This is a genomic window from Hydrogenophaga pseudoflava NBRC 102511 (genome assembly GCF_001592285.1).
GTDB lineage: Bacteria > Pseudomonadota > Gammaproteobacteria > Burkholderiales > Burkholderiaceae_C > Hydrogenophaga > Hydrogenophaga pseudoflava.
This window is the reverse complement of sequence record NZ_BCWQ01000004.1, coordinates 89,502-115,757: the sequence shown is the minus strand read 5'-3', so window position 1 is coordinate 115,757 and position 26,256 is coordinate 89,502. Positions and strand designations below refer to the sequence as shown.

Below are 26,256 nucleotides of genomic sequence, written 5' to 3'. Positions count from 1 at the left end.
GCCAGCCGTATCGGCTTGCACGGGCACGCGGAAGGTGCCGGCAAACGCTGCTGTTTCAAGAGCAAAGCCGCAATTTTACCCGGCGGCTTCGGAGGCTGATCAGGGCCTCCGCGGGTTGCCTGGAACCAGTTGAGCCGCCGCGAGTGTCTCTCCTGCAGCCAGGAACCGGGATGGGTCCTGTGGTACGCCCGACACCCACACCTCGAAGTGCAGATGCGGACCCGTCGATCGCCCCGTGGAGCCCACCGCGGCGATGACCTGACCACGCTTGACGATGTCCCCCTTCTTGACGAGCACCCTTGACGCATGGGCGTAGCGGGTGATCAGGTCATTGCCATGATCCACTTCCACCATGTTGCCGTAGGCAGGGTGCATGTCCTGAACCACCACCACGCCTCCTGCGGCAGCCAAGATGGGTGTTCCGGTGTCTGCGGGGAAATCCAAGCCCGTGTGCAGGGCTGAGCGCCCGGTGATGGGGTCAATTCGGAACCCAAATGGCGAGCCAATGCGGCCACCCGCTACCGGCTCTTCGGTCGGGACAAGCGTGCGCTGTATCTTCTGGTCGAACAGTCGCGACTCGATCACCGTCAGCCAATCCACGCCCGCGCCACTGACTCTGTCCAGTTGGTTCATCGCAGACATCAGCTCAGGCAGCGTGATATCCCGCCCAGACACCAAGGCCCCGCCGGATCCCGGCTGTACCTTGAACTCTTCGGGCTTCAGCCCTGCGAGTCCGGCCACACGCTCCCCCAACGACTCGATCTGGAGCATGCGGGCCTGCATTTCGCCGAGCTTGCGCGCCATGGCGTCCAGGTTCTCTCGCATGTACAGCTCTTTGGAGTCGACATCGCCCTGAGTCACCAGACGGGCAACCGAGTTGAAGCCAGGCCACTCCTGACGCACGCCATGCAGGAACACCCAGTGGTATGCGGCCACGGAGCCCAACATGACCAGTATCGACAAAAGAATGCCAGATAGTGCCAGCTTGAGGCCGCTCAAATGGAGTGCTTGGCTTTTGGCCAGCCAGGCATCCGTGATAATGATGTGCACTGTCAGACCACCTCTTTCAACGGCAGCGAAGTGTTGCCAAACCTGCCAAGCATGAGCACCGCCTACCGGTACAACAGACGCGTGTTCAGCCTCGAACAGGCTGTTGGCGAAGAACCCACATTGGCACTTCTGCAGGAGCGCATTCGCGCGTCCCGGAACTGCTTGGAAGCGGTTACGGCATTGATACCAGCACCGCTGCGTTCACAGGTTCAACCTGGCCCGCTGGCGGACGGTGAGTGGTGTTTGCTGGTCAGCAGCGCCGCCGCATCAACCAAACTTCGCCAACTCCTGCCATCCATGCGGCAGCGTCTGGCCCAAAACGGAATGGAGATTACCTCCATTCGTTTGAAAATCCAAACACCAAGACACTGAAGTCCCCGAATGGTGCCGCTTGTCTGACTCGAACAGACGACCTATCGCTTACAAGGCGAGTGCTCTACCAACTGAGCTAAAGCGGCTTCTGGAAGAAAATTCTACTTGACGCGCTTGAGTTGGGGCCGACCGCCACTGCGACCCGCTCCATCTGGCGGAGGCTCCGCTCCGCCATCTTCAGACCCAACAGGCACCGGGACCGACCGGAGTGAAGGCACGCGATCAGCCGCCGCCTGCTCACCAGACTCCGGCGTCATCTGCACGGGTTCCTCGGTGGCCGTTTGCAGTTCATCCGGCGGAGGAAAAGCCATGCCCTCCCCGTTCTCTCGCGCGTAAATCGCGATCACATGGGTCGTCGGCACCACCACGTCTCGTGGAACGCCACCAAACCGCGCCTTGAACTCGATGAACTCATTGCCCAGGCGCAAACCATTGGTCGCGTCAAAGCTCACGTTGAGCACGATCTCGCGGTTGCGAACGTACTCCATCGGAACATTCACCGACCCATCCACACGCACGGCGATATGGGGCGAATACCCGTTGTCAGTGCACCACTCGTGCAAGGCACGTATGAGGTAGGGACGGGTCGAGGTTGATTCCATGTCGTCACGAATCATCGCTGAAGGCTCGCCTCAAGCGAGGCAGAACCTCATCACTTGCGCATCACCTTCTCGGACGGCGTCAGTGCCTCGATATAAGCAGGACGGGAAAAAATCCGCTCGGCGTATTTCAGCAGAGGCGCAGCGTTCTTGCTCAACTCGATGCCATAGAAATCAAGGCGCCAAAGCAAGGGAGCAATTGCCACATCCAGCATGGAGAAGTTGTCTCCCAGCATGAACTTGTTCTTGAGGAACACCGGCGCGAGTTGGGTCAAGCGGTCGCGAATGTGGGCACGTGCCTTTTCGAGCGCCTTTTCGTTGCCCTTGCTGCTCCGAGACTCGAGCACGGACACGTGGGTGAACAGCTCCTTTTCGAAGTTCAGGAGGAACAGGCGAACCCGGGCGCGATCCACAGGGTCACCAGGCATCAGTTGGGGATGCGGAAACCGCTCATCGATGTACTCATTGATGATGTTCGACTCATACAGAATCAGGTCCCGCTCCACCAGGATCGGCACCTGACCGTACGGATTCATGACACTGATGTCTTCTGGCTTGTTGTAGAGGTCCACATCGCGGATCTCGAAATCCATGCCCTTCTCGAAAAGCACGAAGCGGCAGCGGTGAGAATAGGGGCAGGTGGTGCCCGAGTACAAAACCATCATGTGGGAGTCTCCTAAGACAAAACAGTGGTTTGCTAGCCCGCGAACCCGCGGAACCGCAAACCACTGCAAATTTCATGGGTGACCCCGATACAGCTTCGGGGCCCCTGCATGCTCGATTTACTTGACGTCTTTCCAGAACGAAGCGTTCAGTCGCCAAGCCACGATGGTAAATGCCGCCAGGAAAAGAAGCACCCAGACGCCAATGCGCACCCGGCTGTTCTGTGCCGGCTCAGCCATCCACTGCAGGTAGGCCACCAGGTCACCGACGTTTTGATCGTACTGCTCTTGTGACATGGTGCCGGCCTTGCCGGGCTCCCAACTCTTGAACAGTTCGACTTGCTGACCGTGGCTCTCGTGTTTTTCGAAGACAGGCTTGCGTTCGCCCTGCAGTTCCCACAGCGGGTGTGGCATGCCGATGTTCGGGAACACCAGGTTGTTCCAGCCCGTGGGCTTGGTTTCGTCGCGGTAATAGCTGCGCAGCAGGGTGTAGATGTAGTCGGCACCAGTGCCGGCGCCGCTGGAGCGCGAGCGCGCCACCAGGGTCAGGTCGGGTGGATTGGCGCCGAACCAAGCCTTCGCCTGCTTGGGATCGATGGCCGCCTTCATCGTGTCACCGATCTTGTCGGTCGTGAAGGTCAGATTTTCGGCAATCTGCTTGTCGGTCAGGCCGATATCGCGCAGACGGTTGTAACGCATGAACGAGGCCGAATGGCAGCTCAGGCAGTAGTTGACGAACAGCTTGGCACCGTTTTGCAGCGCCGCCATGTCGTTCGTACGGGCTGGCGCCTTGTCCAGCGGAAAGCCAGAGCCAGCGGCCATGGCGACCCCGCTCAGACCGAAGGCCAGCATCAGGCCCAGAAACATCTTTTTCATGTTGGTGATTCTCCGGATCGCACTCAGTGGGGCTTGAAGGTGACGCGGCTGGGCACTTGCTTGAACTCGCCCAGGCGACTCCACCACGGCATCAGAAGGAAGAAGCCGAAGTAGAACAGCGTGCCAACCTGAGAAACACGCTCACCCACGGGGGACGGAGGCTGCACACCCAGATATCCCAGAATGAGGAAGTTGATCACGAAGACGGTGTAGAGCCACTTGTTCCAGCTCGGGCGGTAACGGATCGACTTGACCGGGCTGTTGTCCAGCCACGGCAGGAAGAACAGGATGATCACAGCGCCACCCATGGTCACGACGCCCCAGAACTTGGCATCGATGGCCAGCATCAGCACCACGGTGACCGCAGCGGCACCCAGCACCACCAACTTGAACATCGCCGCAAGCTTGGACTTGAGCACGGCGAACAGGGCGGCAGCCAGCACGCAGGCGATCAGCGCATACATCATCTCGCTGGTGATGGCGCGCAGCATCGAGTAGAAGGGCGTGAAATACCAGACAGGCGCAATGTGCAGCGGCGTGACCAGCGGGTCCGCGGGGATGAAGTTGTTGAACTCCAGAAAGTAGCCGCCAAACTCCGGCGCGAAGAACACAATGGCCGAGAACACCATCAGGAACATCGACACACCGAAGATGTCGTGCACCGTGTAGTACGGATGGAACGGAACACCATCGGCCGGAGCGGACACCGACCAGCGATTGCCCTTGGGGCCCGCCTTGATTTCCACACCGTCGGGATTGTTGGAACCCACATCGTGGAGCGCCATCAAGTGGGCGACCACAAGGCCCAGCAGCACCAGCGGCACGGCGATCACATGGAAGCTGAAGAAGCGGTTGAGCGTGGCGTCACCGACCACATAGTCTCCACGGATCAGCAGCGCCAGATCGGGGCCCACAAACGGAATGGCAGAGAACAGGTTCACGATCACCTGCGCACCCCAGTAAGACATCTGACCCCACGGCAGCAGGTAGCCCATGAAAGCCTCAGCCATCAGCACCAGGAAGATGCCGCAGCCGAACAGCCACACCAGCTCGCGCGGCTTGCGGTAGGACCCGTAGATCAGGCCTCGGAACATGTGCAGGTACACGACCACGAAGAAGGCGGAAGCCCCCGTGGAGTGCATGTAACGGATCAGCCAGCCCCATGGCACGTCGCGCATGATGTATTCGACCGAGGCGAACGCCACCGGCACACCAGCCGCATTGAGGTTGGCGTCGGGCTTGTAGTGCATCACCAGGAAGATGCCCGTCACGATCTGGATCACCAGCACGAGCATTGCCAGCGAGCCGAAGATGTACCACCAGTTGAAGTTCTTCGGCGCGTAGTACTCGGCCATGTCGCGCTTGTAGATGTAGAAGGCGGACGGAATCCGGTTCTCGAACCAGTTCGTGACCTTCTGGACAACGGGCGCGTCGGGGGAAATTTCTTTGAATTCAGCCATGGATGCCTCTGTGGGGTCGTATTGCCTGCTGAAAGCAGGTCAGGCCTTTTTCTCTTCGCCGATCAACAGCGTGGTGTCGGACGTGTAGTAGTGCGGAGGCACTTCAAGGTTGTCCGGTGCCGGCTTGTTCTTGAACACGCGGCCAGCAAGGTCGAACGTCGAGCCATGGCAGGCACAGAGGAAACCACCCACCCAGTCATCGGGCAGCGAGGGCTGGGGACCGGGCGTGAACTTATCGCCAGGCGAACATCCCAGGTGCGTGCAGATACCCACACCGACGAAGACCTCCGGCTTGATGGAACGGTGGCGGTTCTTGGCGTATTCAGGCGTTGGGTAGGCCTTGCGTTCAGAAGTCGGGTCGGCCAGCTGAGGCTCGACCTTCTCAAGAGCCGCCAGTTGCTCGGGACTGCGACGCATGATCCACACAGGCTTGCCGCGCCATTCGACCACGCGCTTCTCACCGGGCTGCAAGGTGGAGATGTCCACTTCGACCGCAGCACCCGCGGCCTTTGCGCGCTCGGACGGCTGAAAACTGCTTACAAAGGGGACGGCGACGGCGGCTGCTCCCACGCCACCCATGGCGGCGGAGGTGATCAGCCAGGTACGGCGGCTGTTGTCCACAGACGCAGCGACGGTTGCTTCACTCATGGGGATCTTTCAAGGAAGTTCAAGACGTGGCCCACTAGGGTCAACCCTGCATTGTACCGGAGCGTTACAAGCCGATTTTTCACTGATCCAGACACGACAAGTCAACCACCTTGCGAGCATCGAGCCTCACTGCCTTCGTCAGGAAAAGGTAATACAAATGTGTTCTGTGCGAGAATTATTTTTCTTGGTCCAAGGGGCCATCGTTTTGTGGAACGACCATTGAAGGAGTTCATCGAATGGCCATGTTGCAAGAGTTCAAAGAATTCGCCCTCAAAGGCAACGTCATGGATCTGGCTGTAGGCGTGATCATTGGTGGCGCCTTCGGAAAGATCGTGGACTCGATCGTGGGCGACCTGATCATGCCCATCGTCAGCAAGGTTTTCGGGGGCCTTGACTTCTCCAACTACTACATTGCCCTGGCGGGCCAGGCCGCAGGCCTTCCGCTGGCAGAGGCAAAAAAAGCGGGGGCGGTGCTCGCGTACGGCAACTTCATCACCATCGCGCTGAACTTCGTGATTCTGGCGTTCATCATTTTCATGATGGTCAAGCAGATGAACCGCATGCGCAAAGAGGCGCCTCCGGCGGCACCGGCCCCGACGCCGGAAGAAGTGGTTCTGCTGAGGGAAATCAGGGACAGCCTGCGCAAGTGAGCCAGCAGCCCAACCCGGGGCGGCCGACGACCCGAACCCAAGACATCCGCAGCCGTTAGGACGGGTTCAAACGGCTCATCTCGATGGCCGCATCCACCGCCTCCAGCAGGCTTGCGGCACTCGCCCGTCCGGTACCGGCCAAATCGAAGGCGGTGCCATGGTCGGGGCTGGTACGAACCATGGGCAAGCCCAGGGTGGTGTTGACACCATGCTCCAGGCCCAGAAGCTTGACCGGAATCAGCCCTTGGTCGTGGTACATCGCTACCACCACATCGAACTCACCTTGGCGAGCCCTCATGAACACGGTGTCGGGCGCGTGCGGGCCGCTGACCTTCAATCCATCGGCACGGGCACGATCCACAGCCGGCTGCAGGATCTCGATTTCTTCCCGACCGAACAGGCCGCCCTCGCCGGCATGAGGATTCAATCCCGCAACGGCGATGCGAACATCTGGCATACCGCAGCGGCGATAGTGCGCTGCCGTGATGCGGATGGTGTCCATCACGCGTTCGGTGGTGACAGCCTCAAGCGCCTGCCGCAACGACATATGGATGCTCACCAGCACGGTGGCCAGCCCAGGCGCACTGAGCATCATGCGCACCGGCATCTCGCTCACAGGCACACCCGCGTGTTCGGCCGCCAGGGCTTGAAGGAACTCTGTGTGCCCCGGGTGTGGCAACCCCGCGACGGCCAGAGACTCCTTGTGCACAGGTGCGGTGACCAATGCCCTCGCCTGACCCGTCAACACCCACCGTGCGGCAGCAGCAATGCTGTCAGCTGCGGCACGGCCGGCTTCGGCGCTGATTCGACCCCATGGCACCATGGCGCCCGGCGCACAGGTCTGTATCAGTGCAAGCCCCTGGCGAGAAGCATGAGCCCATTCCCCGGGGCCATCGAGCACCACCACGTCCAGCGGCGCCCCCCCACACTGCGGCCGAACCACATCCGCTGCGCGCCGCAGGGTGGCCTCGTCACCGGCCACCACCACCTGCCCCCGGAGATCGGGGCGTTCCAGAAGGGCACGGACCACGATCTCGGGCCCGATCCCAGCGGGGTCTCCCATGGTGATCACAAGCGGGCGGTGACGCCCGGGACTCTCGAAAACAGGAGTGGTCACAGTGTTACGCGGGGTTGGGAATGTCGATGAACTGATGCTCAATGCCGAGCAGCTCCGCCACGTGACCAGCCACCGCTGGCGCGCCGTAGCGCTCCGACGCGTGGTGACCACAGGCGATATAGGCCACACCAGCCTCCCGCGCGTAGTGCGTCTGGGGCTCGGATATCTCCCCCGTGATGAATACGTCGGCGCCAGCGGCGATGGCCGCCTCGAAATAGCCTTGGGCACCGCCCGTGCAGATCGCCACGCGCTCCACACGGCGCCCCGGATCGCCGACCAGCAGCGCGGCGCGTCCCAAAGAACACTCGATGTCCTTAAGCAGTTCGGCAGCCGGCGCTGGCGCGCGCAACCCCAGGAAACCCAGCGACTGGTCGCCAAAGCGCCCTTCCCCTGCATCCAGCACGCGCACACCGATTCGGCGTGCCAGCTGCGCGTTGTTGCCCAGCTCGGCATGTGCATCCAGCGGCAGGTGATACGCCAGCAGGTTGATGTCGTGCGACAGCAGGCGCGCCAGACGCTGCTTCATCCAGCCCGTCACCCGCCCGTCCTGGCCACGCCAGAACAGTCCGTGGTGCACGAACAGGGCATCTGCACCGGCGTCGATGGCCGCATCGATGAACGCCAGGCTGGCGGTCACCCCGCTGACCAGCTTGCGCACCCGCACCCGGCCCTCCACCTGAAGACCGTTGGGTCCGTAGTCCTTGAAAAGCGCAGGTTGCAGGAGGCGGTCGCAGGCTGCGAGCAGTTCGTCGCGCGAGACGCCTTGACCGGGAGATGTATCGGGTGGCATGGAGGCGGTGATATCAGAACCGGCCGCCAGGGACATCCTGGCGACAGCGTTCTATTCTGTCATCGCCCACCCGGGGACGCTGCCGCGACAGGTGCTGCTCAGCCGCGCTTGCGCTCGGCGCGCTCGGACTCCACCATCTTGCGGTTGAAGAACCGGTAGAACCAGATCGCCATACCGATCATGAAAGCGATGCCAGCGATGCTGAAAAGACCATAGTCGGTGGAAAAAAGATCTGCAATGGCTTTCATCGTGTGCTCCAGTCCTCTGTGACAACAGACGGCCATTGCATCCCCAAGCCACGCCATCCGCATTGATCTGCATCAATCGGCTTGAACCGGCGAGCCACGTGGTCATATACGTGACAATGTCAGCAGGGATGCCGCGAAACGCTCCCGAGCGCCCGTTCCTTTTGCACCCGTTCACCATGAAACGCATCTGGCTCCTCTTTGCCCAAACCGTCACTGTTGCGGTGGCTGTCATTTTTGTCGTGGGCACGCTCAAACCCCACTGGCTGGACCGACGCAATGTGCTGCCTGCGGTGGTGCCGGTGATTGAATCGCCCGGAACTCTCTCTGGCGAACCGTCGCCCAACAGCTTCAGGGAAGCGGCCAAGCGGGCCTCCCCTGCGGTCGTGAGCATCAACACCAGCAAGGCCCCCGATCAGGCGCAGATGGCCGACCCCTGGTTCCGATTCTTCTTTGGAGAGCAGGGACAGGGACAACCTCAGGCCGGACTGGGCTCCGGAGTGATCGTGAGCGAAGCGGGTTACATCCTCACCAACAACCACGTGATCGAAGAAGCAGACCAGATTGAGGTGGTGCTCAACGATGGCCGGCGAAGCACCGCCCAGGTCATCGGCACCGACCCGGAAACCGATCTGGCCATCCTGAAGATCAATCTCGGTGGCCTGCCCGTGATCACCCTGGGCAATTCCGAGGCGCTGTTCATCGGCGACCAGGTGCTGGCCATCGGCAACCCCTTCGGGGTCGGTCAGACCGTGACGAGCGGCATCGTCAGTGCCCTGGGACGCACCCAGCTGGGCATCAACACGTTCGAGAACTTCATCCAGACCGATGCAGCCATCAACCCGGGCAATTCGGGCGGTGCGCTGGTGGATATCCACGGACACCTGATGGGCATCAATACCGCGATCTATTCGCGTTCGGGCGGGTCGATGGGCATCGGTTTTGCCATCCCCACCTCCACCGCGCGCAGCGTGATGGACGCCATCGTGCGCGATGGCAAGGTCACCCGGGGCTGGATCGGTGTGGAGCCGCAGGATTTGACCCCTGAGCTGGCCGAGAGCTTCTCGATCCCCTCGGGCACGGGTGTCATCATCACCGGCGTGCTGCAGAACGGGCCGGCCGCCCAGGCTGGCATCCGTCCTGGCGATGTGGTGACCCAAGTGGGAGACAAACCGGTCAGCAACGTGTCCCAGTTGCTGTCTGCCGTGGCGGCTCTCGCGCCGGGCGAACCCTCCAGCCTGGAGATCGTGAGGAAGGACGGAAAACAGCGCATCCAGATCACGCCGGGCAAGCGCAACCTGCCCAGGCCCCAGCCCAACCGCTGATCAGGACGCCGCGCTGTCCTTCACGGATTCCTCGGGGGCCTTGGTATTGCGCACAAACCACTGCGAGCCCCAGATGCCCAGCTCGTACAGCAGGCACATGGGCACCGCCAGTGCGAGCTGTGAAATCACGTCCGGCGGGGTCACGACGGCGGCGATCACGAACGCCACCACGATGAAGTAACCCCGGAACTCCTTCAGCTGCTTGACGCTGACCATGTTCATCTTCACCAGCAGCACCACCACGATCGGCACCTGGAACGCCAGGCCAAAAGCAAGATAGAGCGACAGGATGGCTTCCACATACGAGGCAATGTCGGGGGTCGCTGCCACGCTTTGAGGGGTGAACTGCTGGATGAAGCCAAACATCTTGTCCAGCACGAAGAACTGGACAAAAGCGATGCCCACGTACGCAAGCAAGCTGCCCAGGATGATCAGCGGAACCGCAAAACGCTTTTCATGGCTGTAAAGCCCCGGCGCCACAAACGCCCAGATCTGGTACATCCACCAGGGCAGCGAGAGCAGCAATGCTCCCATGGCCAACACCTTGAGCGGCACAAAGAACGGCGAAAACACCCCCACGGCGATCAGCTTGGCATCGGGAGGCATGTGCGCCCGGATGGGCACCGCAATCAGATCAATCAGTCCGCTGGGCCCGGGCCAGATGGCCAGCAGCGCCATGCAGACCCCCAGACCAGCGATGCCATAGAGCAGCCGGTCGCGCAGCTCCATGAGGTGCTGGACAAACGGCTGCTCTGAACCGGCGAGCTCGTCGGTGGATTTGTCAGGATCGGACATCAGCGAGAAGCGGAAGAGGGGCGCGGGCGGAATCGGGCCACGCGGGCCGCACCGGACTGGGCACGCGTGCGCACGCCCGTGCGGGCCTTGTACCACTGGGGCATCGCTTTCTGCTTGATGCGCCAGTTCTTCCGGGGGTGTTTGTAAGACGGGAAACCATCGGTCCCGAGCCGAGAAAGCGCCTCCGAGGTGTCGGAGGAAAACGCCGATCCATCCAGACCCGAGGTGGCTTCGGACCACGACTTCTCGAAATCGCTGGCACCGGAGGCGACCGACGACTCCACGTCGCGCGCCGCCGTCTCCACCGACTCTTTCATTTTCTTGAGCTCTTCAAGCTCCATGGAGCGGCTGACCTCAGCCTTCACGTCGGCCACGTAGCGCTGGGCCTTGCCCAACAGGGTCCCGACCGTGCGAGCCACGCGCGGAAGCTTCTCGGGGCCGATGACAACGAGCGCCACAGCGCCAATCAGCGCAAGCTTGGAGATACCGAGATCAATCATGGACCGGTGTGCGGCAGGACGTCATAAGTGGTTGGCGCCGCAGTGAGCATGCGCCACCTTGAGTCAGCTTTTTTGCTTGGCTTCAACGTCGATGGTGGTCTTTTCGCTCCGAGCGTCCTGGCCCACCTGAGCGGCCGGTGTTGCATCGGCGGCCTGGCCACCGTCCTTCATACCGTCCTTGAAACCTTTGACGGCGCCACCGAGGTCGGAGCCGATGTTCTTCAGTTTTTTGGTGCCGAACACCATCACCACGATCAGCAGCACGATCAGCCAATGCCAAATCGAGAATGAGCCCATGAGTATCTCCAAAACGTTGTGTGAAAGCGCGACCGGCGCCAATACTGGGATTCTACGACCGCGGATTTGGTTCAGCCGCGCGCCCAGGGACGAGGACCGCCCATCACGTGCCAGTGCAGGTGCTGAACCTCCTGGCCACCTTCGATGCCGGTGTTGCACACCATGCGAAAGCCACCTTCGGGATACGGATTGCAGCCCTGTTCCAGTGCCAGCTTCGGCGCCAGCACCATCAAACGCCCCATCCAGCCCTCGTCGGCGGGCGCCAACTGCGCCATGGAGGCAATGTGCCGCTTGGGAATCAGCAGGAAATGCACCGGCGCCCAGGGATGGATGTCGTGAAACGCGTACAGCTCCTCATCCTCATACACCTTCCGGGACGGGATCTGGCCAGCAACGATCTTGCAGAAAATGCAATTGGGGTCTTGATGACTCATGGAGTTTCGGGCGGTTTCAGGAAGGCATGGCCTGGCTGGCATTCATGCGCACCATGCCCCGGACAATGCGGTAGAGGAACCAGATGGAAATGATGGCCCAGGCGATCATGCCCGGCAGCAACAACAGCAGCCACAGAGGCCAGGTGACGACATACAGGATGCCGGCCCAGATCACGGAGCGGATGCGCCAGGAGAAATGACTGGCCTGCCAGGTGCCTTCGGCGTCGCCCTTTTTCACCAGATCGATGATGAGCGCCACCAGCAGGATGCCGACGCCCACCTGCGCGCCCGGCAACACCGCCGCTACCGCCACGATCAGGTGCAGCAGATAGCTGATCCAGCCGACTGTCTTGAGGGATTCTGCCTTTTCGCTGTCCACCGCCTTGACGTCGATGATGTCGCTCATGTCGGCTCCTTTCAGGATTTGGGTTCCGCCTCGCGCGCCACCGCCTTGCGCAGGGCTTTTTCTTCCAGACCACTCAACCCCTCGCGGCGCGCCAGCTCGGCCACCACGTCGGCCGGTGTCTTGCCGTAGTGGGCCAGCGCGATCATGCTGTGGAACCAGAGATCGGCCACCTCGTTGACCAGCTTCTGCACGTCGCCGCCATGGTCACAGTCCTTGGCGGCCATCACCGCCTCGGTGGCTTCTTCACCGATCTTCTTGAGGAAGGCGTCCGGCCCCTTGTGCAGCAGTCGCGCGACATAGCTCTTCTCGGGATCGCCGCCGTTGGCTGGCTTGCGGCTTTCGATGACCGCGGCCAGGCGCGCGAGCGAATCGGTGTCGGACATGGCACTCACTTGTAAATCGATTCCGGGTCCTTGAGCACCGGATCGACCGGCACCCACTGTCCATTCTGGTGGCTCTGGAAGAAGCAGCTGTGACGCCCGGTATGGCAAGCGATACCGGGCTCGTGGCCCAGTTGCGTCACCTTGAGCAGCACCACGTCGTTGTCGCAGTCCAGCCGGATGTCGTGCACCGTCTGCACGTGGCCGGACTCCTCGCCCTTGAACCAGAGCTTGTTGCGCGAACGGCTGAAATACACCGCACGCCCCAGCTCGGCCGTCTTCCGCAGCGCTTCCCGGTTCATCCAGGCGAACATCAGCACGTCGCCGGTGGCCGCTTCCTGCGCGATCACGGGAACCAAGCCCTGCGCATCCCACTTGATGGCGTCGAGCCAGTCCATCACAACCTCACCGGAATGCCGCGTTCGGCCATCCGCTGCTTGGCCTGGGCCACGGTGTACTCGCCGTAGTGGAAGATGCTGGCAGCCAGCACCGCATCCGCCCCACCCTGCTGCACACCGTCGGCCAGGTGGTCGAGATTGCCCACGCCGCCGGACGCGATGACGGGCACGCTGACCGCGTCGGCGACAGCGCGCGTGAGCTCCAGGTCGAAGCCGCTTTTGGTACCGTCGCGGTCCATGCTGGTCAGCAGGATCTCGCCAGCACCGTAGTCGGCCATCTGGCGTGCCCAGGTCACCGCATCCAGCCCGGTGTTCTTGCGGCCGCCGTGGCTGTAGACGTCCCAGCCCTCGCCGCGCGCAGCAGCGTCGTCCCCGTGGCGGCGCTTGGCGTCGATGGCGACCACGATGCACTGCGAGCCGTATTTGTCGGACGCGTCGCGGATCACCTGCGGATTGGCGATGGCCGCCGAATTGAAGCTGGTTTTGTCAGCACCGGCATTGAGCAGTCGGCGCACGTCTTCGACCGTGCGCACGCCGCCACCAACCGTGAGCGGGATGAATACCTGCGAAGCCACCGCCTCGATGATGTGCAGGATCAGGTCGCGCCCGTCGCTGGTGGCGGTGATGTCCAGGAACGTCAACTCGTCGGCACCCTGCTCGTTGTAGCGGGCAGCGATCTCCACCGGGTCACCAGCGTCGCGCAGTTCCACGAAATTGACGCCCTTGACCACGCGACCACCGGTCACGTCCAGGCAGGGGATGATGCGTTTGGCGAGCATCTCGGCCTTATCCGTTCAACTCGTCGGCCAGCGCCTGCGCCGCCTCGAAGTCCAGGTCACCGCTGTAAATCGAACGACCGCAGATCACGCCCTCGACGCCCTCATCTTCCACAGCACACAGCTTGCGGATGTCTTCCAGGTTCGACAGGCCGCCCGAGGCGATCACCGGAATCGACAGCGACTGCGCCAGCTTGACCGTCGCCTCAATGTTGATGCCGCTGAGCATGCCGTCGCGGCCGATGTCGGTGTAGATGATGGATTCGACCCCGTAGTCCTCGAACTTCTTGCCCAGGTCCACCACCTCGTGGCCGGTGAGCTTGCTCCAGCCGTCGGTGGCGACCTTGCCGTCCTTGGCGTCGAGGCCAACGATGATGTGACCGCCGAACGCGGTGCAGGCGTCCTGCAGAAAACCGGGGTTCTTGACCGCGGCGGTGCCGATGATCACGTAGCGCAGACCGGCGTCCAGGTAGCGTTCGATGGTGTCCAGGTCGCGGATGCCACCCCCCAGCTGCACGTCCACCTCGGCGCCGACCTCCTTGAGCACCGCGCGGATCGCCTGTTCGTTCTTGGGCTTGCCCGCGAAGGCGCCGTTGAGATCGACCAGGTGGATGCGCCGCGCACCCTTGTCGACCCAGCTGCGGGCCATGGCTGCCGGGTCCTCTCCGAACACCGTGGTCTGGTCCATGTCCCCCTGCTTGAGGCGAACACACTGGCCGTCTTTCATGTCAATGGCGGGAATCAGCAGCATGATGGTCGAAAAAGTGAGGGCACTCAGGGTTTCCAGGACAGGAAGTTCCGGTACAGCGCCAGGCCCTGATCGGCGCTTTTTTCCGGGTGAAACTGGGTTGCAAAAATGTTATCGCGCGCGATCGCCGACGCAAAGCGGCCGCCAAAGTCGGTCTCGCCCACCACATGCGCCGGATCGGCAGGACGCGCGAAGTAGCTGTGCACAAAGTAGAAATAGGCGCCATCGGCGATGCCGGACCACATCGGGTGCTCTGGCCGGCCAGCCAGGCGGTGGAACACCTGGTTCCAGCCCATCTGGGGCACCTTGAACCGGCTGCCGTCTTCCTGCAGCCGGTTCTGCAACTGGAACCGGACGACCTCGCCGGGCATGAGGCCCAGCCCATCGGTCGGTCCCTCCTCGCTGCGCTCCAGAAGCATCTGCATGCCCACGCAGACACCAAACAGCGGCTTGTGAGCCGCAGCGTGCAACACGGCCTCTTTCAGACCCGAAGAGGCGAGTTCGTTCATGCAATCGGCCATGTGACCCTGCCCGGGCAGCACCACACGGTCGGCATCGAACACGGCCTGCGCATCGGAGGTGACGATCACGTCCACCCCCGAACCGATGGCGGCGTGCATCACCGCCTGCGAGACGGAACGCAGGTTGCCGCTGCCGTAGTCCACCACGGCGACTGTCTTGGATTTCATCAGGACCCTGAAGAGGAAAGACTCAGAGCGAACCTTTGGTCGAGGGGATCACATCGCCCAGGCGTTCGTCACGCTCCAGCGCCATGCGCAGCGCACGGGCGAAGGCCTTGAACACGGTCTCGGCCTGGTGATGGGCATTTTCGCCGTGCAGGTTGTCGATGTGCAGCGTCACACCGGCATGGTTGACAAAGCCCTGGAAGAACTCGAAGGCCAGTTGGGTGTCGAACGCGCCGACCATGCCGGCCTTGAAGGGCACACGCATGTGCAGGCCGGGACGGCCGGAGAAGTCGATCACGACGCGCGAGAGCGCCTCGTCCAGCGGCACGTAGGCGTGGCCGTAGCGGCGGATGCCTTTCTTGTCGCCCACGGCCTTGGCAAAGGCCTGGCCCAGAGTGATGCCCACGTCTTCCACCGTGTGGTGGCCATCGATGTGCAGGTCGCCCTTGGCCTCGATCTCCAGGTCGATCAGCCCGTGGCGGGCGATCTGGTCGAGCATGTGGTCGAAAAAGCCGATGCCGGTGGACAGTTGGGCCTTGCCCGAGCCGTCTAGGTTGATACGCACGCGGATCTGCGTCTCGGACGTGTTGCGCTGGACGTCGGCCACGCGGGGGCTGGCGGCAAAAGAAGGGGTGGTCATAGGCTGGCTTGCAGGGCAGCGATCATCTGCGTGTTCTCGTCGGGGGTGCCGACCGTCAGGCGCAGGCAGTTGCCGAGCAATGAGTGCATTTTAGAAACATTCTTGACCAGCACGCCGCGCGCCTTCAGGCCTTCGAAGGCCTTCTGCGCATCGGGGACCCTCACCAGCACCATGTTGGCCTGGCTCGGGAAGGGCTGCACGCCCGGCATGGCCGCCAGCGCGGCGATCAGGCGCTCGCGCTCGGCGCGGATGGTGGCCGCCTGTTGCGCGAACACGTCGGCATGTTCCAGCGCGAACAGCGCGCATTCGGCATTGAGCACGCTCACGTTGTAGGGTGGGCGCAGCTTGTCGATCTCATGCACCAGCGCCTGCGGGCCGAGCATGTAACCGAGCCGCACGCCCGCCAGGCCGAACTTGGACAGGGTGCGCATGAGCAGCACATTGGCGTTGGCCGCCGGGTGGGCGCGTATCTCGTCCAGCCAGCTGCGGCTTGAAAACGGCTGGTAGGCCTCGTCCATCACCACCAGGCCGCCGAAACTGCCGGCCTCGGCGATCAGGCGCCGGATCACGCACGCGTCCCACAGGTTGGCGGTGGGGTTGTTCGGGTAGGCGATGTAGGTGATGGTGGGCTGGTGCTGGCGCAGCGCGGCCAGCATGGCGTCTTCGTCGAGCTCGAAATCGGCCGTGAGCTGGACGCCGTGGAAGGCCAGACCCTGCAGCTGGGCGCTCATGGCGTACATCACGAAGCCCGGCAGCGGCGCGAGGATGGAGGCACCGGGCACGTCGCAGCCCATGGCCAGCAGCGAGATCAACTCGTCCGAGCCGTTGCCCAGCATCAGGGCGCAGCCCTCAGGCAGATTCACGTAGCGCGCCAGCGCCTGCTTCAAGTCCTCGATGCGCGCGCCAGGGTAGCGGTTGACGGCCACGGCCCCCAGGCGCTCGCCCAGGGCGGCCTGCAGTTCGGGCGGCAGCGCAAACGGGTTTTCCATCGCATCCAGCTTGACCATGCCGGTCGAGTCCTGGATGGCATAGGCGTGCATGGACTGGATGTCCTGCCGGATGTTCTGCAACGGGTTCGGGGTGGTCATCGCGTTCACTTCGTGCCCCGCATCGGTGGCACGGTGGACAGGCGCAGCTCGGCGGCGCGGGCGTGGGCTTGCAGGCCTTCGCCGTAGGCCAGCTCGGCGGCGATGGCACCCAGCGGCTGGGCTCCGGCCTGGCTGACCTCGATCAGGCTGCTGCGCTTCTGGAAGTCGTACACGCCGAGCGGCGACGAGAAGCGGGCCGTGCCGCTGGTGGGCAGCACGTGGTTGGGGCCGGCGCAGTAGTCGCCCAGGCTTTCACTGGTGTAGGCGCCAAGGAAGATGGCCCCCGCGTGCTTGAGCAGCGGCTCCCAGCGGTGCGGGTCGCTGCTGCTCACTTCAAGGTGCTCGGGTGCGATGCGGTTGCTGATGGCGCAGGCCTCCTCCATGTCGCGCGTGAGGATCAGCGCGCCGCGGTCGTTCAGGCTCTTGGCGATGATGGCCGCGCGCGGCATGGTGGGCAACAGGCGGTCGATCTCGCGCTGCACCGCGTCGAGGTAGGCGGCGTCGGGGCACAGCAGGATGCTCTGGGCCAGTTCGTCGTGCTCGGCCTGGCTGAACAGGTCCATCGCCACCCACTCGGCTGGCGTGCTGCCGTCGGCGAGCACCAGGATTTCGCTTGGGCCGGCGATCATGTCGATGCCCACGGTGCCGAACACGCGGCGTTTGGCGCTGGCCACGTAGGCGTTGCCGGGGCCGGTGATCTTGTCGACCTTGGGCACGGTGGCGGTGCCATAGGCCAGCGCGGCCACCGCCTGGGCGCCGCCAATGGTGAAGGCGCGCGTGACGCCGGCTACATAGGCGGCGGCCAGCACCAGCTCGTTGCGCTCGCCACGCGCGGCGGTGGCCGCGCCCGTGCCGCCGGTGGCGACACTGCCGCGCACCGGGGTTGGCACCACCATGATGATTTCGCCCACGCCGGCCACGTGCGCCGGCACCGCGTTCATGATCAGGCTCGACGGGTAGGCCGCCTTGCCGCCGGGCACATAGATGCCCACGCGGTCCAGCGGCGTGACCTTCTGGCCCAGCAGCGTGCCGTCCTCGTCGCGGTAGGTCCAGCTCTCGCCGGAGGCCTTTTTCTGCGCCTCGTGGTAGCTGCGCACGCGACGCGCCGCGCTCTGCAGCGCCTCGCGCTGGGCGGCTGGCAAGCCGTCGAACGCGGCCTTGAAGTCGGCCTGCGTCAGCTCCAGCTCGGCCATCGAGGCGGCCTGCAGGCCGTCGAAGCGCGCCGTGTATTCCAGCACCGCGGCATCACCGCGCTGCTTCACGTCCCCCAGGATGTCCGCCACGCGCTGCTCGATCGCATGGTCCGTGTCCGCCGACCAGTGCAGCCGGGCTGCAAACTGCGCCTCGAAATCGGACGCGGTGGTGTTCAGGCGGGCGGGCTGGGCGGACAGACTCATGATGGAACGGACTGTTTGGAAATGGCTTGTGAGAAAGCGTCAAGGATGGGGCGGATGGCGGCCTGCTTGAGCTTGAGCGCGGCCTGGTTGACCACCAGGCGCGAACTGATGTCCATGATCTGCTCGACCTCGACCAGGTTGTTGGCCTTGAGCGTCTTGCCGGTGGACACCAGGTCGACGATCGCGTCGGCCATGCCGGTCAGCGGCGCCAGTTCCATGCTGCCGTAGAGCTTGATCAGGTCCACGTGCACACCCTTGCTGGCGAAGAACTCGCGCGCGATGGTGGTGTACTTGGTCGCGACCTTCAGGCGCGAGCCCTGGCGCACGGCCGAGGCGTAGTCGAAATCGGCCGGAACCGCCACGCTCATGCGGCACTTGGCGATCTGCAGGTCCAGCGGCTGGTACAGGCCCTGGCCGCCGTGCTCGATCAGGGTGTCCTTGCCCGTCACGCCGAGGTCGGCGCCACCGTATTCCACATAGGTCGGCACGTCGGACGCGCGCACCAGCACCACCCGCACGTCCGGCTGGTTCGTCGGCAGGATCAGCTTGCGGGAGGTTTCCGGGTCTTCCAGCACCTCGATGCCCGCGGCCGCGAGCAGCGGCAGGGTTTCGTCGAAGATGCGGCCTTTGGACAGCGCCAGGGTGATCATTTGATTCTTTCGATATCGGCACCGATGCCACGCAGCTTGGCTTCCATCTGGTCGTAGCCCCGGTCCAGGTGGTAGATGCGGTCGACGATGGTTTCGCCCTCGGCCACCAGGCCGGCGATCACCAGGCTGGCCGAAGCCCGCAGGTCGGTGGCCATGACGGTGGCGCCCTGCAGGCGGTCGATGCCCTCGATCACGGCCACCTTGCCGTCGGTCTGGATCTTGGCGCCCAGACGGACCAGTTCGTTGACGTGCATGAAGCGGTTTTCGAAGATGGTCTCAGTGACCTTGCTGGTGCCGGTGGCGATGCAGTTGAGCGCCATGAATTGCGCCTGCATGTCGGTCGGAAAGCCGGGGTACTCGGTGGTGCGGAAGCTCTGCGCTTTCAGGCGACCGGAGGCGCGCACGCGGATGAAGCCGTCACCGGCCTCGATTTCAGCGCCCGCGTCGCGCAGCTTGTCGATGACCGCGTCGAGGTGGTCGGCGCGGCCGTGGCGCAGCACCACATCGCCTCCGGTAGCGGCCACCGCGCACAGGAAGGTGCCAGCCTCGATGCGGTCGGCCACCACCTGGTGGGTGCAGCCGTGCAACCGGTCCACGCCCTGGATGTGGATGCGGCTGGTGCCATGGCCTTCGATCTTCGCGCCCATGGCGATCAGCATTTCGGCCAGATCGGGAATCTCGGGTTCCTGCGCCGCGTTCTCCAGCACCGTTTCGCCCTCGGCCAGCGCGGCGGCCATCAGGAAGTTCTCGGTGCCGGTGACGGTCACCATGTCGGTGGCGATGCGTGCGCCCTTGAGGCGGCTGCGACCCTGCGGCAGCTGGGCCACCATGTATCCGTGTTCGACCACGATCTCGGCACCCATGGCCTGCAGGCCCTTGATGTGCTGATCCACCGGGCGCGAGCCGATGGCGCAGCCACCCGGCAGCGACACCTTGGCGCGGCCGAACCGAGCCAGCAGTGGGCCCAGCACCAGCACCGAGGCGCGCATGGTTTTCACCAGCTCATAAGGCGCTTCCGGGTTGAGGCTGTCGGGCGCCACGAAACTCATGCCACCGCGCTCGCCATGCGTTTCGGTCTGCACACCCATGTTGTCGAGCAGCAGGCGCATGGTGGCCACGTCGCGCAGACGCGGCACATTGTTCAGGTACACCGGATCAGCGGTGAGCAAGGAGGCACAGATCTCGGGCAGCGCCGCGTTCTTGGCGCCCGAAATGGTGACCTCGCCGTTGAGGGGACGTCCACCGGTGATTCGCAGTTTGTCCATGGTGTCGGGGCGCTCAGTTCTGGGCCGCCCATTCGGCGGGGGTGAAGGTCTTCAAGGACAGGGCGTGCACCTCGTCCGTCTTGATGCGTTCGCCCAATGTGGCATAGACGCGCTGGTGGCGCGCGATCGGCCGCTTGCCCTCGAACTCGGGCGAGACGATCACGGCGGCCCAGTGGCGGCCATCACCGGTGACTTCGATGTGCTCGCAGGACAGGCCGGCGGCGATGAGTTGTTGCAGCTGTTCAGCAGTCATGGAAGGAATCGCTCAGTGACGGATTTTGTAGCCGGTGCGCAGCAGGTGCAGGGCCAGGGCACTGACGGCCACCAGCGCGCCGCCCACCAGACCCAGACTCATCCAGGGCGACACATCGCTCACCCCGAAGAAGCCGTAGCGAAAGCCGTCGATCATGTAGAAGAACGGATTGAGATGGCTCACCGTCTGCCAGAAGTCGGGCAAGGAATGGATGGAATAGAACACGCCCGAGAGAAAGGTCATGGGCATGATGATGAAGTTCTGGAACGCAGCCATCTGGTCGAATTTCTCGGCCCACAGCCCAGCGATCAGGCCCAGCGCCCCCAGCAAGGCGGCCCCCATGAAACCGAACACCAGAATCCACAGCGGCGCCACCAGACTGGGCTGGGCATACCACCAGGTCACGGCCATCACACCCGCGCCCACCGCGAGGCCACGAACCACCGAGGAGCCGACGTAGGCAAAGAACCAGGCGCGGTGGGACAGCGGCGTGAGCAGCAGGAACACCAGGTTGCCCATGATCTTGCTCTGGATCAGTGAAGAGCTGCTGTTGGCAAACGCGTTCTGCAGCACGCTCATCATCACCAGGCCGGGCAGCAGGAAGGCGGTGTAGTTCACCTCGCCGTAGACCTTGGCGCTGCCTTCGAGCACATGCCCGAAGATCATCATGTACAGGATGGCCGTGATGACCGGCGCCGCCACGGTCTGGAAGCCGACCTTCCAGAAGCGCAGCACCTCCTTGTAGAACAGGGTCTGCCAGCCGTTCATGGGGTGGCCTCCTGTACCTGACCGGAGGCTCGCTCCATCACCTCGATGAACACATCCTCAAGGTCGGCCTTGCGGATTTCCACGTCCTCGGCGACCACGCCGGCCTCCCGAGCGCGCGCCAGCCACTGCTCGACCTCGATCGCGTTGTGCGCCGGCAGCTGCACCACCCGACCCGTGACGCGCGCCTGCGCCGCCAGCTCCGGCGGCAGCGCCTGGTCGGTCTTGAACCGCAGCACGTTGGACGAGGCCTGGCGCAGCAGATCGGACGTCTTCTCCAGCGCCACCACCCGGCCCAGCTGCAGCATGGCGATGCGGCCGCACAGGGCCTCCGCCTCTTCCAGATAGTGGGTCGTCAGCAGCACCGTGCTGCCCTGCTTGTTGAGCTGGCTTATGAACTGCCAGAGGGTCTGGCGCAGTTCCACGTCCACACCCGCCGTGGGCTCGTCGAGCACGATCACTGGCGGTTTGTGCACCAGGGCCTGCGCCACAAGCACCCGGCGCTTCATGCCACCCGAGAGCTGGCGCATGTTGGCGCCCGCCTTGTCGGTCAGCCCCAGCCCTTGCAGCAGTTCGTCGATCCAGTCGTCGTTGTGGTGGATGCCGAAGTAGCCGGACTGGAAGCGGAGCGCCTCACGAACGTTGAAGAACGGGTCGAACACCAGCTCCTGGGGCACCACACCGAGCGCCCGCCGCGCGGCCGCGTAGTCGGACTGGACATCGTGCCCCTGCACCAGCACACGACCACCGCTGGCCCGCACCAGTCCGGCCAGCACGCTGATCAGTGTGGTCTTGCCGGCGCCATTGGGACCCAGCAGGCCAAAAAACTCGCCGGGCTGGATGTCAAAGGACACGCCTTTGAGCGCCTGCAGCTCGCCACGGGCCGAAGCGTAGGTCTTGGAAACGTTCTGAAAGGAAACTGCGGGCATTGCGGAAGCGGGCCAGGTCACCGGACGCTGGCAGGACATCTGCTGACCGCGGGTGAGCCGTCGATTTTATGTCGCGGCGCGCAATGCCGCTGGCGAGCGGCTCAGGCGGGCAGCAGCTCGGCCACGCCGTAGAGTGTGACCAGCGCCTGCAGGCGCTGCGGCATGCGGGCCACCTGCAAGGTCTTGCCCTGGGTCAGCAGCGCGTTGCGCAGCTCCAGCAACACCGCCACCGCCGAGGTGTCGAACACCTTCAGCGGGTCGGCGTTCAGCACCACGGTCGGGCCTGCCTGGCGGACCAGCGCGTCCCGGAGCCTTTCCAGCGTCTGGGCGGCACCGGACAGGGTCAGTTGTTCCGGCATGGGGATGGCGGCGGTTTCAGACACGCTCATCTGCCCTCAGCTGGTCTTACCGGCTGCGCTCTTGTTGCGCTGGACCAGGTTGGCAATCAGCCCGTCGATGCCCTTGGTGTTGATCTCCTGGGCAAACTGGGACTTGTAGGTTTCCACCAGCCAGACGCCCAGCACGTTCAGGTCGTAGATCTTCCAGCCGCTGTCCGCCTTTTCGAGGCGGTAATCGAGCTGGATCGGCTCGCCCTTGCCACGCACTTCGCTGCGCACCACAACCTCGGTGTCTTCCGGCTTCGAGCGCATTGGCTTGAAGCTCAGGGTCTGGTCGCGGACTTCGCCGAGGGCACCGGCATAGGTCCGGACCAGCAGGGTCTTGAACTCGTCCTGGAGCTGTTTCTGCTGCTCGGGCGTCGCCTGGCGCCAGGCGCGGCCGACGGCCATGGACGTCATGCGGGAGAAGTTGACGTTCGGCATGATCTTGGCGTCCACCAGTGCAACGATGCGGCTGATGTCCCCCTTCTGGATCGCCGGATCGGCTTTCACGGAGGCGAGCACATCGCTGGAAATGCGCTTGACGAGCGCATCCGGTGCTTCCACCTCTGCCATGGCCAGCGGGCTTGCGAAAACAGCGGCGGCGGTGATGAGGCTGAATATCCAATGACGGCGTTGCATGTGCGATGTCCTTTCAGAAGCGGTGTGTGACCCGGCGCAGTGCCGGATCTTCGGTCCGCATGGGACAGGGACTGTACGGCACCGGTTCCGGGTGAATGTGTCGGAACTGTAATTCAGAGGTATCGGTTTGTGGGTCAGTCGGACCCGTCCTTGAGCCCGATGCCCTTGTCTTTCAGGTCCTCGATCTGGCTTTCCCGGCGCTGCAGATAGAGGTCGCGGGTGAAGCTGTACTTGTCCAGCGCAGCGCCCTCCAGCAAGGTCGTTGCGCGCAACAGGTTGGCCCTGGTTTCCACCGCTCGCAACACATACAGGGAGTTGCGGGTCGGGATATCGGAGATGCCTTGCACCAGGTCGCCACTGGACTCGATGCTGAAGCCCGCCGCGTCGCGCACGGTGGAGGGGCCGAAGATCGGCAGCACGAGGTACGGCCCCGAGGGGACGCCCCATCGGCCCAGCGTCTGACCGAAGTCCAGGCGGGTGCGCTCGATCCCCATTTCAGAGGCCACATCGAAGAGGCCGGCAACGCCAAAGAAGGTGTTGACGTTGAAGCGGAGGAAGTTCTCGGCGGCCTCACGGGGCCGCAGCTGCAGCGAGGCGTTGATGAACGACCAAACGTCGCGCAGATTCTCAAAGAAGTTGTTGACACCTGTGCGGACCGGGTCGGGCGTGACGTCGCGGTACACGGTGGCAACAGGTTTGAGCACCGCCCCATCCACCGCATCATTGAACGCTGTCACCTGCCGGTTCAGGGGTTCCAGCGGGTCGCGTGGGCTTGCGTTCGGACCGCTGGCACAACCCGTCAGCACGCCGACGAGCAGCAGCGATGCCAGCCAGCGCAAGAGACGACGGCCATCGAATCTCATGTCAATCTCCTGGGCACGCACCATGGCGCACTCACTGCGGTTTCTGTTCACCGCCATCGGCGGCCTTGTTGAACAGGAACTGGCCGATCAGGTTTTCCAGCACCACCGCAGACTGGGTTTGCGTGATCACGTCACCCGCTTGCAGATTCTTCTCGTCTCCGCCGGGTTCGATGCCGATGTACTGGTCACCCAGCAGCCCCGAAGTCAGGATCTTGGCCGACGAATCCTTGGGAAAAGCCACCCCCTTGTTGACTTCCATGGTCACCACCCCGAGGTAGGTCTGGGGATCCAGGGTCACGCTGGTCACCCGCCCGACATGGACGCCCGCCGAGCGCACCGGCGCGCGCGCCTTCAGCCCGCCGATGTTGTCGAAGCGCGCCTGCAGCGTGTAGGTGTCGCCACCGTTGGTGAAGCTGGCCAGGTTGGCCGCCTTGAGTGCGAGGAACAGCAGCGACAGAGCGCCGAGCACGACAAACAGGCCAACAAAAATTTCAATGCTTTTCTTGTTCATAGGTTCTCCCGAATCAGGGGGTCGAGAACATCAGGGCGGTCAGGATGAAGTCCATCGCCAGCACACCCAGCGAGGCGGTGACCACCGTTCTTGTGGTTGCATAGGCCACACCCTCGGGGGTGGCTTCGGTTTCATAGCCCTGGTAGAGCGCCACGGCGGTGCAGATGACACCGAACACTGCACTCTTGACGACACCGTTGCCAACGTCCCGCCAGACATCGACGCCGCTTTGCTGGATCGACCAGAAGTTGCCGGAGTCGATGCCGATCAGCAGCACGGCGACCACATAGGCGCCGAGAATACCGACGGTGGAAAACAGGGCGGCAAGCAAGGGCATCGACAGGATGCCGCCCAGGAAGCGCGGTGCCAGCACCCGGGCCTTGGGGTCGATGGCCATCAGCTCCATCGCCGCGATCTGTTCGCCGGCCTTCATCAGTCCGATCTCGGCCGTCAGCGAGGTGCCGGCGCGCCCCGCAAACAGCAGCGCCGTCACAACCGGTCCCAGCTCCCGCACCAGCGCCAGATTGACGATCAGGCCCAGCGACTCGGCGGCACCATAGGTGGTCAGCGCGTAGTACATCTGCAGTGCCAGCACGAAGCCGACGGACAGGCCTGAGGCAACGATGATCACCAGAGAACGGTTGCCGATCGCATGGATCTGCCCGACCACCAGACCGAAGCGCCGCAGCGCCGCCGGCATTGCACGCAACAGGTCCAGAAAAAACAGCGCGCCGTGACCCCAACGCGCCAGCAAGGCCAGCACCAGCTGGCCAATCTTCTGTAACAGGTTCATGCGGCAGCCCTCGGACCATAGTCTTCGGCGACAGACCGGGCCGGGTAGTGGAACTTGACCGGACCGTCCGGTTCGCCACGCACGAACTGGCGCACCTCGGGATCGGTGCTGGCCATGAGTTCGGCGGGCGTGCCCTGCGCCACCACACGACCGCCCGCTGCGAGCAGCACCACATGGTCGCTGATCGCCATGCACTGCGGGATGTCGTGGGAAATCAGCAGCGAGGTGGCACCGGTCACATCGGTCAGGGTGCGGATGAGCTTCGCGGCCACGCCCATGGACACCAGATCGAGGCCTGCAAAGGGTTCGTCGTACATGATCAGCTCCGGATCGAGCGCGATCGCCCGGGCGAGCGCCACGCGACGCGCCATGCCACCGGAGACTTCGCTGATCTTTAGGTGTGCCGCGCCCCGCAAGCCCACCGCATCGAGCTTCATCAGCACGATGTGGCGGATCAGCGGCTCGGGCAGGTCGCTCATCTCGCGCAGGGGAAACGCGACGTTGTCGAACACGTTCAGGTCGGTGAACAGGGCACCGAACTGGAACAGCATGCCCAGGCGGCGGCGCAGCCGGAACAGCTGCGCCTTGTCGGCGGTGTTCACCACCTCACCGTCGAACACCACGCGGCCGCTGTTCGGCGCATGCACGCCGCCGATCAGGCGCAGCAGAGTGGTTTTTCCGCAGCCGGAACCGCCCAGCACGGCCGTGATCTTGCCGCGGGCGAACTGGAGGGAGATGTCGTTGAGGATGGTCCTTCGGCTGTCGTAGCCGAAGGTGACATGGTCGATGTCGATAAAAGGGGTATCGCTCATGAGGCCAGATGTGTGACCGGGCATTGTCGCATGGGCGTCGAAAACGCCCGGCCCGCC

The 26,256-nt window shown here is 63.6% G+C and carries 36 protein-coding genes and 1 tRNA gene; 3 read left to right on the top strand and 34 right to left on the bottom strand.

Annotation, left to right across the window (positions count from 1 at the left end; genetic code table 11):
- Positions 1-99 precede the first annotated feature (99 nt).
- On the bottom strand, positions 100-1,050 hold the full coding sequence (locus HPS01S_RS06775) for a M23 family metallopeptidase (protein WP_066152916.1): 951 nt from the start codon (positions 1,048-1,050) through the stop codon (positions 100-102).
- A gap of 51 nt (positions 1,051-1,101) precedes the next feature.
- Between HPS01S_RS06775 and HPS01S_RS21480 the strand changes: the two genes are divergently transcribed.
- Entirely contained in the window at positions 1,102-1,422 is a 321-nt protein-coding gene (locus tag HPS01S_RS21480; RefSeq protein ID WP_084397131.1) for a DciA family protein, read from the top strand.
- Between the two features lie 10 nt (positions 1,423-1,432).
- On the opposite strand, the gene HPS01S_RS06770 is transcribed toward HPS01S_RS21480, so the two are convergent.
- The 6 genes from HPS01S_RS06770 to petA form a co-directional block, all read right to left on the bottom strand.
- Positions 1,433-1,508 (bottom strand) — tRNA-Thr (locus tag HPS01S_RS06770).
- A 15-nt stretch (positions 1,509-1,523) separates the two neighbouring features.
- Complete coding sequence (locus HPS01S_RS06765) at positions 1,524-2,039, bottom strand: ClpXP protease specificity-enhancing factor (protein WP_174545233.1); 516 nt, start codon at positions 2,037-2,039, stop codon at positions 1,524-1,526.
- 35 nt (positions 2,040-2,074) lie between these two features.
- Positions 2,075-2,686: a glutathione S-transferase N-terminal domain-containing protein gene (locus tag HPS01S_RS06760; RefSeq protein ID WP_066152914.1), complete on the bottom strand. Its 612-nt coding sequence runs from the start codon at positions 2,684-2,686 to the stop codon at positions 2,075-2,077.
- A gap of 117 nt (positions 2,687-2,803) precedes the next feature.
- Positions 2,804-3,559 (bottom strand): cytochrome c1, encoded by a 756-nt coding sequence (locus HPS01S_RS06755; RefSeq protein WP_066152911.1) that lies wholly within the window; start codon positions 3,557-3,559, stop codon positions 2,804-2,806.
- A 23-nt stretch (positions 3,560-3,582) separates the two neighbouring features.
- Complete coding sequence (locus tag HPS01S_RS06750) at positions 3,583-5,019, bottom strand: cytochrome b (protein WP_066152905.1); 1,437 nt, start codon at positions 5,017-5,019, stop codon at positions 3,583-3,585.
- Positions 5,020-5,058: 39 nt separating this feature from the next.
- On the bottom strand, positions 5,059-5,667 hold the full coding sequence (gene petA / locus HPS01S_RS06745) for a ubiquinol-cytochrome c reductase iron-sulfur subunit (RefSeq protein WP_066152901.1): 609 nt from the start codon (positions 5,665-5,667) through the stop codon (positions 5,059-5,061).
- A gap of 236 nt (positions 5,668-5,903) precedes the next feature.
- Here petA and mscL point away from each other — a divergent pair, with 236 nt between their 5' ends.
- The gene (mscL, locus tag HPS01S_RS06740) at positions 5,904-6,317 is read left to right on the top strand and encodes a large conductance mechanosensitive channel protein MscL (protein ID WP_066152898.1); all 414 of its coding nucleotides are present in this window, start codon (positions 5,904-5,906) and stop codon (positions 6,315-6,317) included.
- A gap of 55 nt (positions 6,318-6,372) precedes the next feature.
- Here the strand turns inward: mscL and pdxA are convergent, their stop codons facing one another.
- The 3 genes from pdxA to HPS01S_RS21475 form a co-directional block, all read right to left on the bottom strand.
- Positions 6,373-7,434, bottom strand: a complete 1,062-nt coding sequence (gene pdxA / locus HPS01S_RS06735; protein ID WP_255284173.1) for a 4-hydroxythreonine-4-phosphate dehydrogenase PdxA — start codon at positions 7,432-7,434, stop codon at positions 6,373-6,375.
- Between the two features lie 4 nt (positions 7,435-7,438).
- Positions 7,439-8,224, bottom strand: a complete 786-nt coding sequence (locus HPS01S_RS06730) for a Nif3-like dinuclear metal center hexameric protein (protein WP_066153414.1) — start codon at positions 8,222-8,224, stop codon at positions 7,439-7,441.
- A gap of 98 nt (positions 8,225-8,322) precedes the next feature.
- The gene (locus tag HPS01S_RS21475) at positions 8,323-8,472 is read right to left on the bottom strand and encodes a DUF3149 domain-containing protein (RefSeq protein ID WP_079366775.1); all 150 of its coding nucleotides are present in this window, start codon (positions 8,470-8,472) and stop codon (positions 8,323-8,325) included.
- Positions 8,473-8,648: 176 nt separating this feature from the next.
- Between HPS01S_RS21475 and HPS01S_RS06725 the strand changes: the two genes are divergently transcribed.
- On the top strand, positions 8,649-9,794 hold the full coding sequence (locus HPS01S_RS06725) for a trypsin-like peptidase domain-containing protein (protein ID WP_066152892.1): 1,146 nt from the start codon (positions 8,649-8,651) through the stop codon (positions 9,792-9,794).
- Here HPS01S_RS06725 and tatC read toward each other — a convergent pair whose 3' ends face one another.
- The 24 genes from tatC to HPS01S_RS06605 all read right to left on the bottom strand — a co-directional run bounded on the left by tatC (position 9,795) and on the right by HPS01S_RS06605 (position 26,199).
- Positions 9,795-10,589 (bottom strand): twin-arginine translocase subunit TatC, encoded by a 795-nt coding sequence (tatC, locus tag HPS01S_RS06720; RefSeq protein ID WP_066152889.1) that lies wholly within the window; start codon positions 10,587-10,589, stop codon positions 9,795-9,797.
- Positions 10,589-11,089, bottom strand: a complete 501-nt coding sequence (tatB, locus tag HPS01S_RS06715) for a Sec-independent protein translocase protein TatB (protein WP_066152886.1) — start codon at positions 11,087-11,089, stop codon at positions 10,589-10,591. Before tatB ends, tatC begins: the two co-directional genes overlap by 1 nt.
- Positions 11,090-11,152: 63 nt before the next feature.
- Positions 11,153-11,386 carry a Sec-independent protein translocase subunit TatA gene (gene tatA, locus HPS01S_RS06710; protein WP_066152883.1) on the bottom strand — a complete coding sequence of 78 codons (234 nt, stop codon included), beginning with the start codon at positions 11,384-11,386 and terminating at the stop codon, positions 11,153-11,155.
- Positions 11,387-11,457: 71 nt separating this feature from the next.
- Positions 11,458-11,820 carry a histidine triad nucleotide-binding protein gene (locus tag HPS01S_RS06705; protein WP_066152878.1) on the bottom strand — a complete coding sequence of 121 codons (363 nt, stop codon included), beginning with the start codon at positions 11,818-11,820 and terminating at the stop codon, positions 11,458-11,460.
- Positions 11,821-11,836: 16 nt separating this feature from the next.
- Positions 11,837-12,226 carry a DUF4870 family protein gene (locus HPS01S_RS06700; RefSeq protein WP_066152873.1) on the bottom strand — a complete coding sequence of 130 codons (390 nt, stop codon included), beginning with the start codon at positions 12,224-12,226 and terminating at the stop codon, positions 11,837-11,839.
- An 11-nt stretch (positions 12,227-12,237) separates the two neighbouring features.
- Positions 12,238-12,609 (bottom strand): phosphoribosyl-ATP diphosphatase, encoded by a 372-nt coding sequence (locus HPS01S_RS06695; protein WP_066152870.1) that lies wholly within the window; start codon positions 12,607-12,609, stop codon positions 12,238-12,240.
- A gap of 5 nt (positions 12,610-12,614) precedes the next feature.
- Positions 12,615-13,004 carry a phosphoribosyl-AMP cyclohydrolase gene (gene hisI, locus HPS01S_RS06690; RefSeq protein WP_066152866.1) on the bottom strand — a complete coding sequence of 130 codons (390 nt, stop codon included), beginning with the start codon at positions 13,002-13,004 and terminating at the stop codon, positions 12,615-12,617.
- Complete coding sequence (hisF, locus tag HPS01S_RS06685) at positions 13,004-13,783, bottom strand: imidazole glycerol phosphate synthase subunit HisF (protein WP_066152863.1); 780 nt, start codon at positions 13,781-13,783, stop codon at positions 13,004-13,006. The genes hisI and hisF overlap by 1 nt, the downstream gene beginning before the upstream one ends.
- 7 nt (positions 13,784-13,790) lie before the next feature.
- Positions 13,791-14,531: a 1-(5-phosphoribosyl)-5-[(5-phosphoribosylamino)methylideneamino]imidazole-4-carboxamide isomerase gene (hisA, locus tag HPS01S_RS06680; protein WP_066152860.1), complete on the bottom strand. Its 741-nt coding sequence runs from the start codon at positions 14,529-14,531 to the stop codon at positions 13,791-13,793.
- A 23-nt stretch (positions 14,532-14,554) separates the two neighbouring features.
- On the bottom strand, positions 14,555-15,217 hold the full coding sequence (gene hisH / locus HPS01S_RS06675) for an imidazole glycerol phosphate synthase subunit HisH (RefSeq protein ID WP_066152857.1): 663 nt from the start codon (positions 15,215-15,217) through the stop codon (positions 14,555-14,557).
- Between the two features lie 22 nt (positions 15,218-15,239).
- A complete protein-coding gene (gene hisB / locus HPS01S_RS06670; protein WP_066152854.1) occupies positions 15,240-15,854 on the bottom strand; it encodes an imidazoleglycerol-phosphate dehydratase HisB in 615 nt (204 codons plus the stop codon).
- Positions 15,851-16,942 (bottom strand): histidinol-phosphate transaminase, encoded by a 1,092-nt coding sequence (hisC, locus tag HPS01S_RS06665; protein WP_066152851.1) that lies wholly within the window; start codon positions 16,940-16,942, stop codon positions 15,851-15,853. The genes hisB and hisC overlap by 4 nt, the downstream gene beginning before the upstream one ends.
- Before the next feature lie 5 nt (positions 16,943-16,947).
- A complete protein-coding gene (hisD, locus tag HPS01S_RS06660; RefSeq protein ID WP_066152848.1) occupies positions 16,948-18,339 on the bottom strand; it encodes a histidinol dehydrogenase in 1,392 nt (463 codons plus the stop codon).
- Complete coding sequence (gene hisG / locus HPS01S_RS06655; protein ID WP_066152846.1) at positions 18,336-18,989, bottom strand: ATP phosphoribosyltransferase; 654 nt, start codon at positions 18,987-18,989, stop codon at positions 18,336-18,338. Before hisG ends, hisD begins: the two co-directional genes overlap by 4 nt.
- Entirely contained in the window at positions 18,986-20,254 is a 1,269-nt protein-coding gene (murA, locus tag HPS01S_RS06650; protein ID WP_066152843.1) for a UDP-N-acetylglucosamine 1-carboxyvinyltransferase, read from the bottom strand. Before murA ends, hisG begins: the two co-directional genes overlap by 4 nt.
- 13 nt (positions 20,255-20,267) lie before the next feature.
- Positions 20,268-20,507, bottom strand: coding sequence for a BolA family protein (locus tag HPS01S_RS06645; protein ID WP_066152840.1), 240 nt, complete (start codon positions 20,505-20,507; stop codon positions 20,268-20,270).
- A 12-nt stretch (positions 20,508-20,519) separates the two neighbouring features.
- The gene (locus HPS01S_RS06640) at positions 20,520-21,275 is read right to left on the bottom strand and encodes an ABC transporter permease (RefSeq protein ID WP_066152837.1); all 756 of its coding nucleotides are present in this window, start codon (positions 21,273-21,275) and stop codon (positions 20,520-20,522) included.
- Positions 21,272-22,201, bottom strand: coding sequence for an ABC transporter ATP-binding protein (locus HPS01S_RS06635; protein WP_066152834.1), 930 nt, complete (start codon positions 22,199-22,201; stop codon positions 21,272-21,274). Before HPS01S_RS06635 ends, HPS01S_RS06640 begins: the two co-directional genes overlap by 4 nt.
- A 101-nt stretch (positions 22,202-22,302) precedes the next feature.
- Positions 22,303-22,590: an STAS domain-containing protein gene (locus HPS01S_RS06630; RefSeq protein ID WP_066152831.1), complete on the bottom strand. Its 288-nt coding sequence runs from the start codon at positions 22,588-22,590 to the stop codon at positions 22,303-22,305.
- 6 nt (positions 22,591-22,596) lie between these two features.
- A complete protein-coding gene (locus HPS01S_RS06625) occupies positions 22,597-23,220 on the bottom strand; it encodes an MlaC/ttg2D family ABC transporter substrate-binding protein (protein WP_066152828.1) in 624 nt (207 codons plus the stop codon).
- Between the two features lie 134 nt (positions 23,221-23,354).
- Positions 23,355-24,083 carry an MlaA family lipoprotein gene (locus tag HPS01S_RS06620; RefSeq protein WP_066152825.1) on the bottom strand — a complete coding sequence of 243 codons (729 nt, stop codon included), beginning with the start codon at positions 24,081-24,083 and terminating at the stop codon, positions 23,355-23,357.
- Between the two features lie 31 nt (positions 24,084-24,114).
- A complete protein-coding gene (gene mlaD, locus HPS01S_RS06615; protein WP_066152822.1) occupies positions 24,115-24,594 on the bottom strand; it encodes an outer membrane lipid asymmetry maintenance protein MlaD in 480 nt (159 codons plus the stop codon).
- A 13-nt stretch (positions 24,595-24,607) separates the two neighbouring features.
- Positions 24,608-25,387, bottom strand: coding sequence for a lipid asymmetry maintenance ABC transporter permease subunit MlaE (mlaE, locus tag HPS01S_RS06610; protein ID WP_066152819.1), 780 nt, complete (start codon positions 25,385-25,387; stop codon positions 24,608-24,610).
- The gene (locus HPS01S_RS06605) at positions 25,384-26,199 is read right to left on the bottom strand and encodes an ABC transporter ATP-binding protein (RefSeq protein ID WP_066152814.1); all 816 of its coding nucleotides are present in this window, start codon (positions 26,197-26,199) and stop codon (positions 25,384-25,386) included. The genes mlaE and HPS01S_RS06605 overlap by 4 nt, the downstream gene beginning before the upstream one ends.
- Positions 26,200-26,256: the final 57 nt, after the last annotated feature.